At 47.4% G+C, this 18098-nt stretch carries 13 protein-coding genes; 2 read left to right on the top strand and 11 right to left on the bottom strand.

Annotation, left to right across the window (positions count from 1 at the left end; translation table 11 throughout):
• Positions 1-43 precede the first annotated feature (43 nt).
• The 11 genes from EOPP23_RS05090 to adhE form a co-directional block, all read right to left on the bottom strand.
• Positions 44-823, bottom strand: coding sequence for an ABC transporter permease (locus EOPP23_RS05090; protein WP_153764861.1), 780 nt, complete (start codon positions 821-823; stop codon positions 44-46).
• Complete coding sequence (locus tag EOPP23_RS05085) at positions 820-1794, bottom strand: ABC transporter ATP-binding protein (RefSeq protein ID WP_153764860.1); 975 nt, start codon at positions 1792-1794, stop codon at positions 820-822. The genes EOPP23_RS05090 and EOPP23_RS05085 overlap by 4 nt, the downstream gene beginning before the upstream one ends.
• Before the next feature lie 148 nt (positions 1795-1942).
• Entirely contained in the window at positions 1943-2863 is a 921-nt protein-coding gene (locus tag EOPP23_RS05080; RefSeq protein WP_370514636.1) for a TIGR01777 family oxidoreductase, read from the bottom strand.
• Between the two features lie 552 nt (positions 2864-3415).
• A complete protein-coding gene (gene ccmE / locus EOPP23_RS05075; protein WP_153764859.1) occupies positions 3416-3910 on the bottom strand; it encodes a cytochrome c maturation protein CcmE in 495 nt (164 codons plus the stop codon).
• A gap of 10 nt (positions 3911-3920) precedes the next feature.
• A complete protein-coding gene (locus tag EOPP23_RS05070; RefSeq protein ID WP_153764858.1) occupies positions 3921-4496 on the bottom strand; it encodes a NapC/NirT family cytochrome c in 576 nt (191 codons plus the stop codon).
• A 68-nt stretch (positions 4497-4564) separates the two neighbouring features.
• Complete coding sequence (locus EOPP23_RS05065) at positions 4565-5995, bottom strand: multiheme c-type cytochrome (RefSeq protein WP_153764857.1); 1431 nt, start codon at positions 5993-5995, stop codon at positions 4565-4567.
• 207 nt (positions 5996-6202) lie between these two features.
• Entirely contained in the window at positions 6203-6850 is a 648-nt protein-coding gene (locus EOPP23_RS05060; RefSeq protein ID WP_153764856.1) for a hypothetical protein, read from the bottom strand.
• Positions 6851-7125: 275 nt separating this feature from the next.
• A complete protein-coding gene (gene pfkA, locus EOPP23_RS05055; protein WP_153764855.1) occupies positions 7126-8106 on the bottom strand; it encodes a 6-phosphofructokinase in 981 nt (326 codons plus the stop codon).
• A gap of 98 nt (positions 8107-8204) precedes the next feature.
• Positions 8205-9641, bottom strand: coding sequence for a pyruvate kinase (gene pyk / locus EOPP23_RS05050; protein WP_153764854.1), 1437 nt, complete (start codon positions 9639-9641; stop codon positions 8205-8207).
• 422 nt (positions 9642-10063) lie between these two features.
• On the bottom strand, positions 10064-11071 hold the full coding sequence (gene gap, locus EOPP23_RS05045; protein WP_153764853.1) for a type I glyceraldehyde-3-phosphate dehydrogenase: 1008 nt from the start codon (positions 11069-11071) through the stop codon (positions 10064-10066).
• Between the two features lie 988 nt (positions 11072-12059).
• Positions 12060-14675 (bottom strand): bifunctional acetaldehyde-CoA/alcohol dehydrogenase, encoded by a 2616-nt coding sequence (gene adhE, locus EOPP23_RS05040; RefSeq protein WP_153764852.1) that lies wholly within the window; start codon positions 14673-14675, stop codon positions 12060-12062.
• A 902-nt stretch (positions 14676-15577) separates the two neighbouring features.
• Here adhE and fbaA point away from each other — a divergent pair.
• Positions 15578-16651, top strand: a complete 1074-nt coding sequence (gene fbaA, locus EOPP23_RS05035; protein WP_153764851.1) for a class II fructose-bisphosphate aldolase — start codon at positions 15578-15580, stop codon at positions 16649-16651.
• Positions 16652-16969: 318 nt separating this feature from the next.
• A complete protein-coding gene (fba, locus tag EOPP23_RS05030) occupies positions 16970-18034 on the top strand; it encodes a class II fructose-bisphosphate aldolase (protein WP_153764850.1) in 1065 nt (354 codons plus the stop codon).
• Positions 18035-18098 lie beyond the last annotated feature (64 nt).

Genomic DNA, 18098 nt, shown 5'->3' with positions numbered 1-18098 from the left:
AGCCAGAACTGCAAGGTTAACGGTGCTCTTGGCTTCTTAGTTTTTAGCTTCTGAGACCCTTGCCCACTCTTAGCAGGTGCAAGGCCCAGACCGCCAGAATCACGATTGCCAGCGTCATCACTGCAAAGGCCCAGCCAATACTGATGCCGCTGTCCTGCCCAAGAATGCCGTAACGGAATGCATTCACCTGATACAGAATAGGATTCAGCATGGACAACTGGCGCCATGGTTCAGGCAATACATCCACAGAGTAGAATACACCGCCGAGATAAGTCAGAGGCGTCAGTACGAAAGTCGGGATGATTGCAATATCATCAAACTTGCCAGCAAAGATAGCATTGATAAAGCCACCCAGCGCAAACAAGGTCGCAGTTAGGAATACCGCCAAAAGCGTCACTAGAACATGGTGAATCTGCAGCTCAATAAAGAATGCGCCCAGCAGCATGACCAGAACACCAACATACAGTCCCCGGACTACGCCACCCATGGTGTAGCCAGCAAGAATGACCCAGTTAGGTACGGGTGAAACCAACAACTCTTCAATACTTTTCTGAAACTTGTTACTGAAAAAGCTCGATGCCACATTGGTAAAACTGTTGGTGATCACCGACATCATAACCAGACCCGGCACGACGAAGGTCATGTAGTCAAAACCACCCATTTCACCCACACGGGAACCGATGACTGCACCAAAAATAACAAAATACAGTGTCATGGTAATGACCGGCGGCAGCAAAGTCTGCGGCCAGATTCGCATAAACCGACGAATCTCACGACTGAAAATGGTGTTAAAAGCAACCAGATTATACTTCCATTCACTCATGGCTGACTTTCTCCTTTCTCTTCTCCGCTGTTCTCTGAAACGCTCTTTTCTACTGGCGTATCAGTGGTCAGGCTGACAAACAATTCTTCAAGACGATTGGACTTATTACGCATACTGGCAACGCTGATGCTGTAATCACTCAGCTGGCGGAACAGGTCGTTAACCCCCTGATTCTTGGCAACGTCGACTTCAATGGACAGGTCATCCACTTTACGCACAGTGTATCCGGCAAATTTGGGCACATCAGCGACGGGCTCTCGTAGATCAAGCACAAAGCTTTCCTGTTGAAGCTTACCCAGCAGGTTTTTCATACTGGTATTTTCAACAATCTCACCTTTATCGATAATGCCGATGTTCCGACATAGCTGTTCAGCTTCTTCAAGGTAATGAGTAGTAAGGATTATGGTCGTGCCTTCCTGCTCATTGATTTCACGCAGAAAATCCCAGAGCGAGCGACGCAGCTCAATATCAACACCTGCGGTTGGCTCATCGAGAATCAATAGTTTTGGCTTGTGAATCAGCGCCCGTGCAATCATGAGGCGACGTTTCATACCACCTGAAAGCATTCTGGATACATTATTGCGTTTATCCCACAGGCCCAACTGCTTCAGGTATTTTTCCGAACGTTTTCTCGCTTCAGCAGCAGGAATACCGTAATAACCAGCCTGAGTAACGATAATATCCTGAACTTTTTCAAATTGATTAAAATTGAATTCCTGAGGAACAACGCCCAGCATCCTCTTGGCTTTCACCATATCGGAATCAATGTCATACCCAAATACAGAAACATGGCCTGATGACTTTCTAACCAGTGATGAAATAATGCCAATGGTGGTGGATTTGCCCGCGCCATTAGGACCAAGAAGGGCGTAAAAATCACCTTCCTGTACTTCCAGATTTATTCCTTTCAATGCTTCAAAGCCATTGTCATAGCTCTTTTGCAGATTTTTTATTTCCAGTGCCTTGGTCATATTTTCCTGAATACCGTTTGCCTCTGTAGCTAAAACAGAGCTTGCCCCAACAGCCAGAAATGGCTGCCAGACGCATTGTGCAGACTGAGTGAAATTAAGATGAGGGGCGTATTATATTACAAAAAGAAATATTAAATGATTGTAATTTTTAATAACGTAATAAAGAAGTGAGAGCACTGTCCAGGTCAGGAAAAGTAAACTCAAACCCTTCTGACTGAGCTTTTTTCGGGACAACATTTTGCCCCTCAAGCAACATGGCCGCGCCTTCTCCCAACAGAGTTTTGAGAACAAAAGCAGGCACTGGAATCACAGTAGGTCGCTGTATAACCTGACCTAAAGCTTTAGTGTATTGATAGTTATCCACAGGACAAGGCGCTGCAGCGTTGTAAGCGCCCTTAGCAGAATCAGTATGAAGCAGAAACAACAGTAGATTAACCATGTCGTTCATATGTATCCATGAAAACATCTGACGACTGGAAGCTATAACACCACCTAGACCCAACCTGAACGGCAAAAGCATTTTTTTTAGTGCGCCACCCGAAGGATGAAGAACAACACCGGTTCTGACTCGGCAAACTCTGATACCAAGGTCATCAGCCCTGAGTGCCGCCTTTTCCCAGTCTTCACAAAGTTTCGCAGCAAAGTCATGGCCTGCAGCAGCCGACTCATCCAAAGGTTGACTGACCTCACCAACAGCAGGGATACCTGAACCATAAATACCGATTGCAGAGCCACTGATAAGAACAGGAGGCTTATAATCTGCCCTCTCTATCCAGTTAACGAGCTTATGAGTCAACTCGACGCGACTGGAAACCAGTACCTGTTTGCGAGACTTACTCCAGCGACGATCGAGAATCCCCTCACCAGCCAGATTAATAATGGCATCGAAGACGGCATCAAGAGGTATGTCTTGGAATGAGTGAACTGTTTTGACCTGAGAACCCAGCAGTTTTTCTACTGTTTCTGCTTTTTGTCGACTCAGCACAGTGACCTGCTCACCCTCTTCCAGAAGACGATGAATCAAGTGACGACCTATAAATCCTGTTCCACCTGTTACCAGTATGTGCACGGCGTCCTCTCCGGAGTAACTCAGCAGTATCACGCAGCTATTTTGTAGCTATTTTTTAGCAATGTCATCACAGCTAAGTACTCAGGCATACGAATTCAGGAGCTGCTTGCTCGTCTGCGCTGGGCAAATAGCATTTTAATATTCGGTTGCGTGTGTCTACACACTTATACCATACAGCAATGCTATTGCACTGAATAAGAATGTAACTCAGATAGGGATGTCAGAGAAGCGGAGGCTTGGAAAGGGAAAAGAAAATTAAACCCAAGCCCCCTCAAACTTAGGTTTAAATTTTTGTCTTGGCGACAATGTCCGAGCCAGGTTTACTTCTAAAAGTGATCAGGCTACCTGCTATTATTGTTGGTCAGGTGAACCAAGGCCTTACTCACTTTCAAATCCGGCGGACTGAATCTTGTACTTATTTATTGATTCATGTCTATCTTTGAACGCCTCGAACTATACGCAAAACAAGACATCAAAAAATTGATCTGAATCAATGTTTATAGGTATTTACACCAATCCAGGTAAGACCTTTACACTACAAAGCAAGTTAATCTAGAAGCCTGCTTTCAGAGGTGCGCTGTCTTTAACGACAGTCGCCGACAGGTGTCCCGGAACACTGTCCTTATGAACCTTTTCCAGAGCCTTCTTAACTTCCGGCGGCATATAGTTCGAATCATGCCGGGCCAGCAACTCTGATGCCTTGATAACTCCGTTCTTGCCAAGGGTTCCCGTCACCACAACACCAGAATCTTCAACAAAGAGATCAGGAAGAATACCTTCATACTCAACAGCTACGGACGACGGGCCATCACTGACTCTGAAGACCACCTTCAGACTATCCGGATCACGATGAATAGAACCCGCTACGACCATTCCACCACCACGTATCCTTATATCCTTAGGCGCTTCGCCCTGTAGAATCTGACTGGGTGTATAAAAGTGATTTATGTTTTCCCCCAAGGCAAACAACACCAAACCAACAGCTATTCCTATAGCTGTAAGCATCAGAAAGACCAGAGCTGCCCGCTGTTTACGAATAGCAGTCATAAAACCTCACTCATCTGAACGGCTTCTTATGGGCAACACCAGTATGGCAGTCAACGCAGGAAACGCCTTTCTCGGCCCACATCTCGGGATTATGGTTGTTTCTGGCCCGGCCAGGCTGCGCCTGAAGATTCCACTTTTCAGGGTTATGACAGCTCTGACAGGTTTTCGAACCCTGCTTATCCATTGCCTCCCAGACATGCCTTGCCAGCCTTAAGCGGTGTTCCTGATCGAAATTGGCAAGGTTGATATCTTTCACCCAGTACTTCTTGTAGACATCCTTGATGCCTGAACTGATCTTGGTTTTCATTTTGCCAATAAAATCCTGTGGTACATGACAGTCTGCACAGGTAGCGACAATTCCGTACTCATTACTGTAATGCTTTGAGACCCGATACTCTTCAACCACAGTATCCATCCCGATATGGCAGCCTACACAGAATTCATTGGTGTTAGTGGCATGCAGAGAAAAGTTGAACGTAGCCAGCGCTGCGGCACCAGCGGCAAGAAACAGAAAACCTCCGATGGGAATACCCAGTAACCACTTGCTATCAGGCTGGCTCCAGAGCTTTTTCCAGAACGACTTCATTGAACCTCACCTTGAACAGGAAACCTCAAATCGGCCTGAAGTCATACTCCAGGCCGACCTATGGTTAATTACTGGGCATACCTTTGTTTGAACTCCTGCTGGGCTTTCAATCTTGCCCGCTTAACCTCTTCAGGCTCTTTACCGGTGAACCAGGCATGCTCTGGGCGAGACAGGATTTCTGCTAACAACTTCTTACCTTTTTCAGCGGCTTTCTTATTGCCTTTGAGTTCAGCTTTATGGAGCACTTCCTCAAACTCGGGGATCAACTCAATGTAGAAGCGATGAGCCACTTCAAACAGACCGTGCCATTGCACATAATCCGGAGCCATCATCGCTGCACCCTGACGGGATCGACGGCCTTCGTGGTGCCACAGCAGGAACCAGGTCCACTCAATACGCTCGTCGAAATTGGTTTCTGAAAGTAACTTCTCTTCTTTCAGGAATTTCATCAGGCTGAGACCTGGTTTAGCGAACTTGTCGTTATACAGGTTAACGACAGCGTCAAACTGCTTGTAGAAGTCATTGGTCCAGGTACTGGTATGACAGGCCACACAAACTTTCTTCATGTCCGCCCTGCGATCTTCCCAGGACTTCACTCTGCCCCGCTCTTTGGCATCGATCTTTTCAGAGACAGGAGGTCTTAAAGTCCAGGAAATTCGTCCGCCTATATCATGGGTGATGGGCATATCTTTGGTTGCAGACATATGACAGGTTGCACAGGTGGGCGCAGCATCATAATCCTCTCCAACAACCCACTTGGAGGAATCCAGATTCATATCAGAGACGTTTCCGTAGAAAGCAATACCATGCTTGGACTCTTCATAGATCTCTTTCTGAGGATGGTCTGGCCCAAGGTGGCACTTACCACAGGCTTCAGGTCGACGAGCCTGAACAATACTGAACTTGTGTCGCTGGTGGCAGGCATTACAGGCTCCTTTACTACCATCAGGATTTATCCGGCCAATACCGGAGTTGGGCCAGGTGGCAGGATCCAGATCACCATTCTCCATGACTTTCACAACGGAACCATGGCACTGCGCGCAGCCGCTAACAGCAGCAGGTGATTGACCATTAAACATTATTTTGCCTTCAACCACTTCAGCCAGCATGTTATCCAGCGAGCCGAGTATTCGGCCTGCATTGGCATGGTGAGAAGCAGTGAACTCTTTCACCTCACGCTCGTGGCATTGTGCACAGTCTTTCGGGCTCACCAGCACTGATACGTTAAAGCCATAGTGTTTAATAGCATCAGGGTCTGTAGATTTAGCGCCATGACATTCATAACAGCCGACATTGGCTCCATAATGTTTGGAATCCCCCCATTGCTGGAACAATCCGCGGTTGATGTCCTTGTGACAGGCAGCACATTGCTGGCTCTCTTTCGACAGGACATCAAATGCTTTTAGGTTTTTAGCCTTGGGCGCTGCCATCGTCCCGAAGGAAGCAAACAGGAGAAGTAAACAGAGTAACGAAGGTAGCCATGGAGTATTTCGAGACATCTTGGTAGCCCGCAATTTTGTTTCTGACCGAAGCCAGACAAACAAGAATGATTATCAATCAAAAAGGAGTAACAAGGGACAGTATGTGAACAAAAAGGATTAACTCTAGAGTGTAGATAACAGCAGAAAAAAAAGGAGCTCATTATTTAATAATAAGCTGCTATTTCTTAATTAAAACAACGCTTTTTATATAATCATTTTATACTGTCACGGAAGTTTACCTGTCAGACCAAGAACATCATTAATCATAACCTTGTTCAGAGCCTGCTTCTGCTTAAGCAGTTTCATCTTGGAGGGGTTTACACGAACACGCACAGACTGTGTCGCTTTTCTATGGTTGCGCTCAGTAATGATCACTGGCATTTCTATATCATAATCTGCCAGTTGAGTGTCGTAAAACTCACTACTCTCGTACTGTGCGTTAGAATATGAGCCTGAGCTTCCTTTTCTTCTGGTTCCACCAGTTCTGGCACTGCCTGTATAGCGACTGCTTTGGGCACTGTCATCTTCACCAACAGTACTTTCTGACCTGTAAGCCTGGCCAAATAACTGGCTGTTCACAGTGCTACCCACAAGGCGCTCAGCGGCTTCAACCTGAGCCCTCTCAAGCCTGTTTATTTCTGCGATCAATTCATGCTCAGACATACCCTTGATTCGCTGCCAGGTATTTTCCCTATGCTGTCTGCTTGCCTTGGCACCCAGAGCTTTTTGCAGAATATCATCACGAATAGTATCGAGAACTCTCAATGCTTTCTGCAGCTCTAACTCATCTTTGCTTAATGGGGAGGCGTGCGCAGACGATAGCACTGAAACCGCCAGTAGAATAATCGAACAACACTGAATCCATTTTTTCATTATTATCTCCTGCGACCATAAGCAAAAAAATGCTACTCACTTAATGTGATGGTTGGTCAACAGAAACTGAGACTTTGCTTACGACAGCTAGTTCCCCCGAGATGAGCCCTACTAACCTGTTTGTCAGTAATACTGACCAAAAACCGCAGACTGAATTCGATAGTTTCAAAGAGGCTTTTTGTTGAAGCGTTGATGAGAGAAAAGGACAGTAAAAAGCGGAACATAAAAAAGCCCCGCATTAGGCGAGGCTTTTTGAACAGTATAACGACAGGCAGTCAGACAGTAACGATTTCAGCTACTTTTAACAGCGCCTTATCGATTGCATTATGCTTGCTGATCGCTTCTTCCAGAGGGGTTTGAACCACCTGCTGGTTACGAACACCAACCATTACACCACTGTCGCCTTCACGTAGAGCTTCAACAGCTGCTACACCCAGACGGCTTGCCAGAACACGGTCAGAACAGCTTGGCTTACCACCACGCTGAGTGTGACCAAGAACAGTTACCTTAACGTCATAGTCAGGGAAGCTGTCTTCGATTTTGCTGGCCAGCTCAAACACACCGCCAGACTTATCACCTTCAGAAACAACAACAATACTGGATGTTTTACCAGCACGGCCACTGTTAGCAATATCATCCATCAGCTCATTCACTGATTTCTGTTCTTCAGGAATCAAAATTTGCTCTGCACCAGCAGCAATACCCGTGTTCAGCGCGATAAAGCCGGCATCACGACCCATTACTTCCACCAGGAACAGGCGGTTATGAGAGGTTGCAGTGTCACGAATCTTGTCAATAGCTTCAACAACAGTATTCAAAGCAGTGTCGTAGCCAATGGTAAAGTCGGTGCCGAAGATATCGTTATCGATAGTACCTGGAACACCCACACAAGGCAGACCATGTTCTTTTTCAATCAGCATGGCACCAGTGAAGGAACCGTCACCACCAATAACAACAAGTCCATCCAGACCTGCAGCCTTGGCATTGGCAAATGCTTTGGCACGGCCCTCAGGAGTACGGAATTCAGCACAGCGAGCTGACTTCAGGAAAGTGCCGCCCTGGTTAATAATGTTAGCCACAGACCGGGCATTCATTACTTCCAGATCGTTATCAATGAGGCCTTTATAGCCTTCACGAATGGCTACAGGCTCGATTCCATAAAAAATGCAGCTTCGTACTGCTGCACGAATAGCTGCATTCATGCCGGGGGCATCGCCACCGGAAGTCAGAACACCGACTTTTTTCAGTTCCGCCATGGTCTGATCGTCTCCTTCAACTCTATCGGGCAACGAACTAAAAACCGGTAGTGCAGCCTTGAACACACCATGGCGACCACCGGTTTTTGTATCACCTGTTATTTTACAACCAGCACCTGCATGGTGTTGGTTCCACCCTCAACCTCACGGGACTCGCCCTTGGTCAGGATGATCTTATCACCAGCTGTCAGCAGACCGCGTTCTTTCAGTTCACCGATAGCACGCTCATTGACCTCAGAGCCGTATGTGCTGCCACTGTCAAATGCAACAGATTCAACACCACGGTACAGAGCAACACGACGCTCGGTAGCCGGGTAACGGGTCATTGCATAGATAGGCAGGTTGGTGTTCTTTCGGGACATCCACAGTGGAGTCGCGCCAGTCTTGGTCAGGCAGACAATAGCCTTCACACCTTCCAGAGTATTGGCAGCCAGCATGGCAGACAGAGCAATAGCCGCGTCAGTTTCGCCAGCGTAAGTGCGATCCAGCTCAGAACGGGCAATCAGCTTTTCGTTCTTCTCTGCGCCTTCACAGATACGACCCATGGCACGAACAACTTCGTGTGGACGCTTACCGGTAGCAGTCTCACCAGACAGCATTACTGCGTCGGTACCATCCAGAACAGCGTTCGCCACGTCAAATACTTCAGCACGGGTTGGCTGAGTGTTTTCGATCATGGATTCCATCATCTGGGTCGCGGTAACAACCGGACGGTTCAGACGACGGGCCTCGCTGATCATGTGCTTCTGCACGCCAATCAGTTCAGCGTCACCAATTTCCACACCCAGGTCACCACGGGCAACCATTACTGCATCGGAAGCCTTGATAACTTCTTCCAGCAGAGCGTGGTCTTTAACCACTTCAGCGCGTTCGATCTTGGACAGAACAGCAGCGTTACCACCCGCTTCTTTCATCAGCTTACGAGCCAGATCCAGATCAGCAGCACAACGTACGAAGGACACAGCCAGGTAGTCAACACCGATAGATGCTGCCAGCTTGATGTCTTCCTTGTCTTTTTCGGTCAGAGCATCAGCAGACAGACCACCGCCGGCCAGGTTGATGCCCTTGTTGTTGGACAACTCGCCACCGTCAAGAGTGGTGGTAGTAATACGGGAACCGTCGATAGCCTTAACCTGCAGACTCAGACGACCATCGTCCAGCAGCAGAACGTCACCGACTTTACAGTCGTTTGGCAGGTTTTTGTATGCCAGACCAACCTGATTTTCATCACCAGCGTCGATAGGCAGTTCAGCGTCCAGAATGAACTCAGCGCCATCAGGCAGATGAACTTTACCGTTCTGGAAACGACCAATACGGATTTTAGGACCCTGCAGGTCGCCCAAAATAGCAACACTGCGGCCAACGCTGGCAGCGATGCTGCGAATACGTTCAGCGCGGAGACGGTGGTCATCAGCATCACCGTGGGAGAAGTTCAGTCGAACAACGTTGACACCGGCTTCGATCAGTTTGGTCAGTTGTTCTTCTGACTCGGTAGCTGGGCCTAGTGTTGCAACGATTTTAGTGCGTCTGAGCATGATATCCTCTCGCATGTCTGCCTGCCTTGAGCTCATCGGTCTGTCATAAACCTGAGGGGTGAGTCGGGCAAGCTTTGGTGCCTTGCGGCTGTGTGATAACAATCAGTCTATGAAAGCCAGTTCTATAAAAATAAGCGGCCATCCTTACAGGATGATTAAAACTGGTTTTCGCTGGCGACTGTTTTTGCTTTGAAAAAGTAACAAAAGAAAAGAGTGTCTGAGCCAGTATAGTTGTCTGCTGAATGACAGAATGACCCGAAAAGCGTGCTTCTTTTTCTTTTGGTTACCTTTTTGATTTAGTTTGGAACATCTTTTTAATCGAGAGATCTCCTGGAGAGATCATCTTAAAAAGCAGCTCCAGAAAGCAATCAGCCCTCACGACTGTCTTAAAAACAGGTGTGAAGGCTGAAAGTTTTAACTGCTTATGCGCTCAACAGAGCTTTAGCAGTATCCAACATACGATTGGAGAAGCCCCACTCGTTGTCGTACCAGGACATAACCTTAACCAGGTTGCCTTGTACGCGAGTTTGAGTCGCATCGAAGCTGGAAGAGAATGGGCTGTGGTTGAAGTCCATGGAAACCAGTGGTTCGTGGTTTACATGAAGAACCTTGCTCATCGCTTCGGAAGACTTGGCAGCAGCAGAGATAATTTCGTTAACTTCTTCAGCAGAAGTTTCACGACCAGCAACAAAGCTCAGGTCTACCAGAGAAACGTTGATGGTAGGAACACGAACAGCCATACCGTCAAACTTGCCTTTCAGTTCTGGAACTACCAGACCTACAGCAGCGGCAGCGCCAGTAGCAGTAGGAATCATGTTCATCGCAGCAGCACGGGCACGGTACAGGTCAGAGTGATATACATCGCTCAGACGCTGATCGTTGGTGTAAGCATGGATAGTAGTCATCAGACCCTTATCGATGCCCAGAGCGTCATTCAGTGGCTTGGCGATTGGAGCCAGGCAGTTTGTGGTGCATGAAGCGTTAGAAATAACGGTCATGTCAGACGTCAGGGTGTCGTGGTTAACACCGTAAACGATAGTAGCATCAACATTGCTGCCTGGAGCAGAGATGATAACTTTCTTGGCGCCGGCGTCCAGGTGAGGCTTGCAAGCGTCCTTGGAGCGGAAAATACCGGTGCATTCAAATACTACGTCTACACCCAGAGCAGCCCATGGCAGGTTGGATGGATCGCGCTCAGAGAAAGTCTTGATTTCGTCACCGTTCACGAACAGTGCGCCTTCACCTTCTTCAACCTGAGCGTTGAAACGACCGTGTACGGTGTCGTACTTGGTCAGGTGAGTGTTGGTTTTCGCATCACCCAGGTCGTTGATAGCAACAATCTGGAATTCTTCACGACGACCAGCTTCATACAGCGCACGCAGAACGTTGCGACCGATACGACCGTAGCCATTGATTGCGATTTTGATCATGACGTCTCCAATACTCTTAAGTCACAGCGGTTTTACCGCTACCCCTTTAGTAAATAGGATTTACGGTGTGATTACGCTTCGTGGAAATACCTAATTAATCTCGCGCAGCCCTTGCTACACAAGGGTTTTCAGGTTTTCCACAAAGTTAACAGATGACATCAAACGCCATCACACAACTTCACACCGAAGGTCACTAACATTCAAATAAATGAACAAAAGTTACCTCTATAGACCAGCCAGAGCTTGACACCAGAGTGGAACGGAGTTACAAATACGCTCATAAACACACACACAGAAGCACACTCGTTAACACCGCCTGATCAGGTTTCAGATCTGACGATCAATGTATACTCATTGACAGGCGCAAATATACCGGATTCCTGACGCACAATCGGGAAGTGCCGGTATTTACGCTTGCCTGATGCGCAAAATATTACCAGACCCTGCACAGTAATACATCTATTAAGCGTGTCCAAATCTTGCCTAATAATTGTCATATCTGACAATTCTTTGAACACAGCCACCTTTCATACACTCTAATCGGGTTACTCTAATCAAGTTGTCGAGTCGTTAAGCTATCCATGATGAGTTTAGACAAGTAATCCTGACAGCCCAAAATAGATTCTTGCTGAAACCTCTCAGATTTACTGACCGATCTGCCAAACCAGAGCTACCAAGCCAAAGCTATCAAACCTGAACACCTGCCAACCACGAACACCCACACTGGCTGCATATACACACCGACATTCTACAACCTATAAATTTGCAGTGACTCTGCGCGACACCAGTGACGTGCGACATTAAGTAGATAACATTCAGCAGGTTAAACATAGTCAGGAGAAAAAAGAGAGGCAAACGAAAAGTGCCGATAATTGCAAAATTATCGGCACTTTATATTCGTGGGATTCATGTCATTCGTATTATGAACAACATTACTTACAAAAGCAGGTGACAGTGGTCAGCCATGTTACTGACCACTGCATTGTGATCACTCACCGTAGTAAGTTTTCTTCAGCAGGCCTTCCAGTTCGGACACCAGAGGCATACGTGGGTTAGCTGTCGTACACTGATCTTCAAAAGCATGGCTGGCCAGCATCGGCACCTTGGCCATAAACTCCTTCTCAGAAATACCCAGCTCTTTCAGAGACAGAGGCAGACCAACACGCTTCATCAGCTCACGAACCGCTTTCGCCAGAGACTTAACACCTTCCTCTGGAGTCTTACAAGGCAGACCAAGAGCCTTGGCTACTTCAGCGTACTTCTCATGGGCAATGTAGTGGTCGTATTTAGGGAAAGACGCCACCTTGGTTGGGTTCGGGCAACCGTTGTACTCGATAACATGAGGCAACAGCAGAGCATTGGCCATACCATGAGAGATATGGAACTCGTGACCTAGCTTATGCGCCATTGAGTGATTGATACCCAGAAATGCGTTGGCAAAAGCCATACCTGCGATACAGGATGCATTGTGCATCTTCTCACGGGCACGCTTATCAGCACTGTCGTATGATGCTGGCAGGTAATCAAACACCAGCTGAGTGGCTTTCATTGCCAGGGCATCAGTGTAGTCAGACGCCATAATGGAAACATAGGCTTCCAGAGCATGAGTCAATACATCCAGGCCGGTATCAGCGGTCACCTTCTTAGGCACACTTTGAACCAGATTTGGATCAATGATCGCCACATCCGGAGTCAGTTCGTAATCAGCCAACGGATACTTGATGCCTTTATCCTTGTCAGTAATAACTGCAAAGGATGTCACCTCGGAACCCGTACCTGAAGTGGTAGGAATGGCAACCAGACGCGCCTTCTTACCCAGCTTAGGAAACTTGTAAACACGCTTGCGGATATCCAGGAACTTCTGAGCCATGCCCGCAAAATCAGCGTCTGGCTGCTCGTAGAACAACCACATGCCTTTAGCTGCATCGATTGGAGAACCACCACCCAGAGCAATAACCACGTCTGGATTGAAGCGGGCCATATCTTCAGCACCGGCACGAATAGTCGCCAGGCTTGGATCAGGTTCAACCTGGTTGAATACACGAACCTGAACAGGTACCTGACGCTTGCGCAGGTGGTATTGAATCTTTTCTACATAACCCAGACTCTGGATGACTTCGTCGGTTACGATGAAGACACGAGAAATGTCTGGCATTTTCTCGAGGTACTGCAGAGAGTTTGCCTCGAAGTAGACTTTACGCGGGAGCTTCAACCACTGCATGCTGACACGACGCTTGGCTACACGTTTAACGTTGATCAGGTTAACAGCAGAAACGTTGGACGTAGTACTGTTACCACCGTAAGAACCACAACCCAGCGTCAAAGAAGGCATGTTGGTGTTGTAGATATCACCAATGGCGCCATGGGTACTTGGGCTGTTAATAATGATACGACCAGCTTTCATCGCCAGAGAGAACTGATCAATGACATCATCGCTCTGGGAGTGCAGCACCGCAGAGTGTCCCAGGCCACCGAAGTTCAACATCTGGTCAGCCAGCTCAATACCATGCTGGGTATCACGTGCTTTCAGCACACCCAGAACCGGAGACAGCTTCTCGCGGGACAGTGGGAATTCAGGGCCAACGCCTTCGATTTCAGCTGCCAGTACGCGAGTCTGCTCAGGAATCTTGATACCTGCCAGTGCAGCGATATCAAAAGGTTTCATTCCAACAATCTTGCTGTTTACATGACCATCAATGATAACCACTTCAGCCAATTTTACGGTTTCCTGAGGCGTCGTGAAGTAAACATTCAGTTTCTTCATCTCTTCAACAAACTGCTTATAGACCGCTTCATGGACAACAGCTGCCTGCTCGGATGCGCAGATCATACCGTTGTCAAAACTCTTGGACATCACCAGGTCGTTCGTTGCCTGTTTGATGTTGGCAGTCTGATCAATCACACAAGGCACGTTACCTGGACCTACACCCAGAGCCGGCTTACCGGAAGAGTAGGCAGCGCGAACCATGCCGGAACCACCGGTTGCCAGAATCACGGAGATTTCCGGATGAGTCATCAACTTCTGGGTGGCTTCCAGAGACGGCTGTTCAACCCAGAGTACGCAATCTTCGGGAGCGCCTGCTTCAATAGCAGCATCACGAACGATGCGAGCCGCTTCAGAAGAGCAGTTCTGGGCAGATGGGTGGAAGGCGAAAACGATAGGGTTACGGGTCTTGGCAGAAATAATGGACTTGAACATAGTCGTAGAAGTCGGGTTGGTCACCGGTGTGATACCGCAGACAATACCCACTGGCTCTGCTACCAGCATGAAGTCTTCTTCTTCGTTATCTTCGATAACGCCGACAGTCTTGTCGTACTTGATGGAGTGGTAAACGTACTCTGTCGCAAAAATATTTTTGGTGACTTTATCTTCCAGAATACCGCGACCGGTTTCTTCAACCGCCATCCGCGCCAGCTCCATGTGAGCTGCCTGACCAGCCAAAGCCATTGCCTTGGTTACACGGTCAACGGTTTCCTGATCCAGTTCCAGGTACTTTTCCCTGGCTACCATGGCCCGTTTCAGCAGTGCGTCGAGCTGTGCATCAACACTGGTCATTTCTGCTTTCTTATCCTGAGCTTTGGCTGCCTGTTTTGCAGTTGCCATGAGACTCACCTCATATTTACTATCAAAATGAAATAGGTGTCTGACTTAACCCGATAATATCGGGAAATCAGAGTCGGTCTGATGTCCACATTTCAGACCTTAATTCCTAACTGTCGATCCCTGCCATTCTCATTTACTAACAACAATCAACAGTTTTTAAATAATCCACACACTGACTTATTCGTTTTCTGCTTTTCTTTATAGATGAACTTCTGTTTTGTTCATGCCCCAAAAGATAGAGCAGCAGATTATTTACGTCATATCTTTTCATCAAAAATTGATTTAAAAAAACAATCAATTTCAAAACTAATCATTTTTTTGATAACCCTTGTCTACTTCTGTTAAATGAAAGACAAAGATCAATTAAATATTTTTTAAGAACGGTATGTACTCAAACATAAACACTTAAGATCATTCTTATGATAAAGCCTTGAGTGCCAAGCCTGTCGAGCTTTGGTTAACACATTAATCTTATTAGCCGCGACCAAACATACGGACAATTACGTAACCCTTAAAAGGTAGGAGAACGCAATAACTTTTTAATAGGAAAAGACATGTTTTTAGCAAGTTTTTTTATATCAGCCTGAAACAAAACCCATTTCAAATTAAACGACAGGTGATAAAGCAAATTTATTAATAAATTATTCATCTGACTGTGGAGAAAGCAGAAACTTTTTTGGTAAACTCCAAACCAGTAGAACAGCGAGTTATCGAAAAAGCACTCTACCCTTAGTTACAGCTTTTTACAGAAGTGCTTTTCACAGAAGATGAGTCAGGTCTATTTTTAATAGCAACTGAATATTCCTGCCTTAGATAGACACAGAAAGATCATTGTTTCTTCTTTGTACTGATGCACTACTCATTGCTGCATTGGTCATTATTGAAAATACAGGACCAATAAAATGTCCCAGAAAATCTTTGATATCGTGAAGCCAGGTGTACTGTTTGGCGATGACGTTCAGAAAGTCTTCGAAATTGCCAAGGCTAACCAGTTCGCTCTGCCAGCTGTGAACGTTATCAGCACCGACTCCATCAACTCTGTTCTGGAAGCTGCTGCCAAGGTCAAGTCTCCGGTTATCGTTCAGTTCTCTAACGGTGGCGCAGCTTTCTTCGGTGGTAAAGGTCTTAAAACCGAGCTTCCTGCAGCTACCGGCGCAATCGCTGGTGCCAAGTACGTTCACACCATGGCTGAAGCCTACGGCGTACCGGTTATTCTGCACACTGACCATGCTGCCAAGAAACTGCTGCCATGGATTGACGCTATGCTGGACGCTGGTGAAGAGCACTTCGAACAGACCGGCAAGCCACTGTTCTCTTCCCACATGATCGACCTGTCCGAAGAGTCTCTGGAAGAAAACATCGAAACCTGCGCCAAGTATCTGGAGCGTATGTCCAAGATGGACATGACTCTGGAAATCGAACTGGGTTGCACCGGTGGTGAAGAAGACGGCGTTGATAACTCCGACATGGACACTTCCCTGCTGTACACCCAGCCAGAAGACGTAGCTTACGCTTATGAAACACTGAACGCAGTGAGCCCACGTTTCACCATCGCGGCTTCTTTCGGTAACGTACACGGTGTTTACAAGCCAGGTAACGTTGTTCTGACACCGACCATTCTGGATAACTCCCAGAAGTTTTGCTCCGAGAAATACGGTCTGCCAGAAAACAGCCTGAACTTCGTATTCCACGGCGGTTCCGGTTCTTCCCTGGAAGAAATCCGTGAATCCATCTCCTACGGTGTTATCAAGATGAACATCGACACTGATACTCAGTGGGCCGCATGGAACGGTATTCTGGGCTTCTACAAGGAAAACGAAGGCTACCTGCAAGGTCAGCTGGGCAACCCTGAAGGCGCTGACAAGCCAAACAAGAAGTTTTACGATCCTCGCGTATGGCAGCGCAAGGCTCAGGAAAGCATGATTGCCCGTCTGGAACAGGCTTTTGCTGACCTGAACGCCATCAACGTACTGTAATCATTTAATCGATTACTGCCGCTACGATAAAAAGCCGCACTGTTCACCCAGTAGCGGTTTTTTTTATACCTCACTCTCCCCTCTATACCATCTTCCGCATTATTCATATTCCAAATAAGGCACAATATTTATCATTTCTTTGCGGAAAGTATCATTTAACGCGATAATCCCTAGCTGGACTCCACCCAGTCTCTAAGCGTGTGGACACGCATAATCGAATAGTAAATTACTGTTTGCCCGCCTGAGGCGGGCAAACAGTCTATAAATTCGTATGTCTGGGTATTTATAAAAATTCCAACAAAGAAGCAGGAGCAGGCAATGGCCCTGATCAGTTTGCGTGAAATGCTCGACCACGCCGCAGAGAACAGCTACGGCATTCCGGCATTCAACGTTAACAACCTCGAACAAATGCGCGCCATTATGGAAGCCGCTGACGAAACAGACTCTCCTGTTATCGTTCAGGCTTCTGCCGGAGCAAGGAAGTACGCAGGTGCACCTTTCCTCCGCCATCTGATATTGGCTGCGACTGAGGAATTTCCTCATATCCCGGTGGTTATGCATCAGGATCATGGTACCAGCCCAGCCGTTTGCCAACGCTCCATTCAACTGGGTTTCAGCTCGGTGATGATGGATGGTTCACTGATGGATGATGGCAAAACCCCATCCAGCTACGAATACAATGTCGACGTCACACGTCGCACGGTAGAAATGGCCCACGCCTGCGGTGTTTCCGTTGAAGGAGAACTGGGTTGCCTCGGTTCGCTGGAAACCGGACAGGCTGGCGAAGAGGATGGTGTTGGCGCAGAAGGTATACTTTCCCACGACCAGTTGCTAACTGATCCAGCCGAAGCCGCAGAATTCGTTCAGGCTACTCAGGTCGATGCTCTGGCTATCGCTTGCGGTACCAGCCATGGTGCTTACAAATTCACCCGTCCACCGACGGGTGACATTCTGGCGATTGATCGTATCCGTGAAATCCACCAGCGTATTCCCAACACTCATCTGGTTATGCACGGTTCTTCTTCTGTTCCTCAGGAATGGCTGAAAGTAATCAACGAGCATGGCGGTGAAATTCCGGAAACCTACGGTGTTCCGGTAGAGCAAATTCAGGAAGGTATTCGTCACGGTGTTCGCAAGGTCAACATAGACACCGACCTACGACTGGCTTCTACTGGCGCTATCCGTAAATTCCTGGCTGAAAACCCATCTGAATTCGACCCTCGTAAATACTTTGCTGTTGCCACCCAGGCAATGAAAGAGATCTGCCTGAACCGTTATGAAGCATTTGGTTGCGCCGGACAGGGCTCAAAGATCAGGAGTTCCAGTCTTGAAGTAATGTATCAGCGTTACAGTAGTGGTGAGTTAACTCCGAATATCAAGTAGCTTCGGACTATTTATGCAATGTTGCGTGACTGATTGAAGAGTTCTGGTGCTGGTTGTGGTTTCA

The organism is Endozoicomonas sp. OPT23, assembly GCF_009653635.1.
Lineage (GTDB): Bacteria > Pseudomonadota > Gammaproteobacteria > Pseudomonadales > Endozoicomonadaceae > Endozoicomonas_A.
This window is presented reverse-complemented; position numbering and strand designations above follow the sequence as displayed.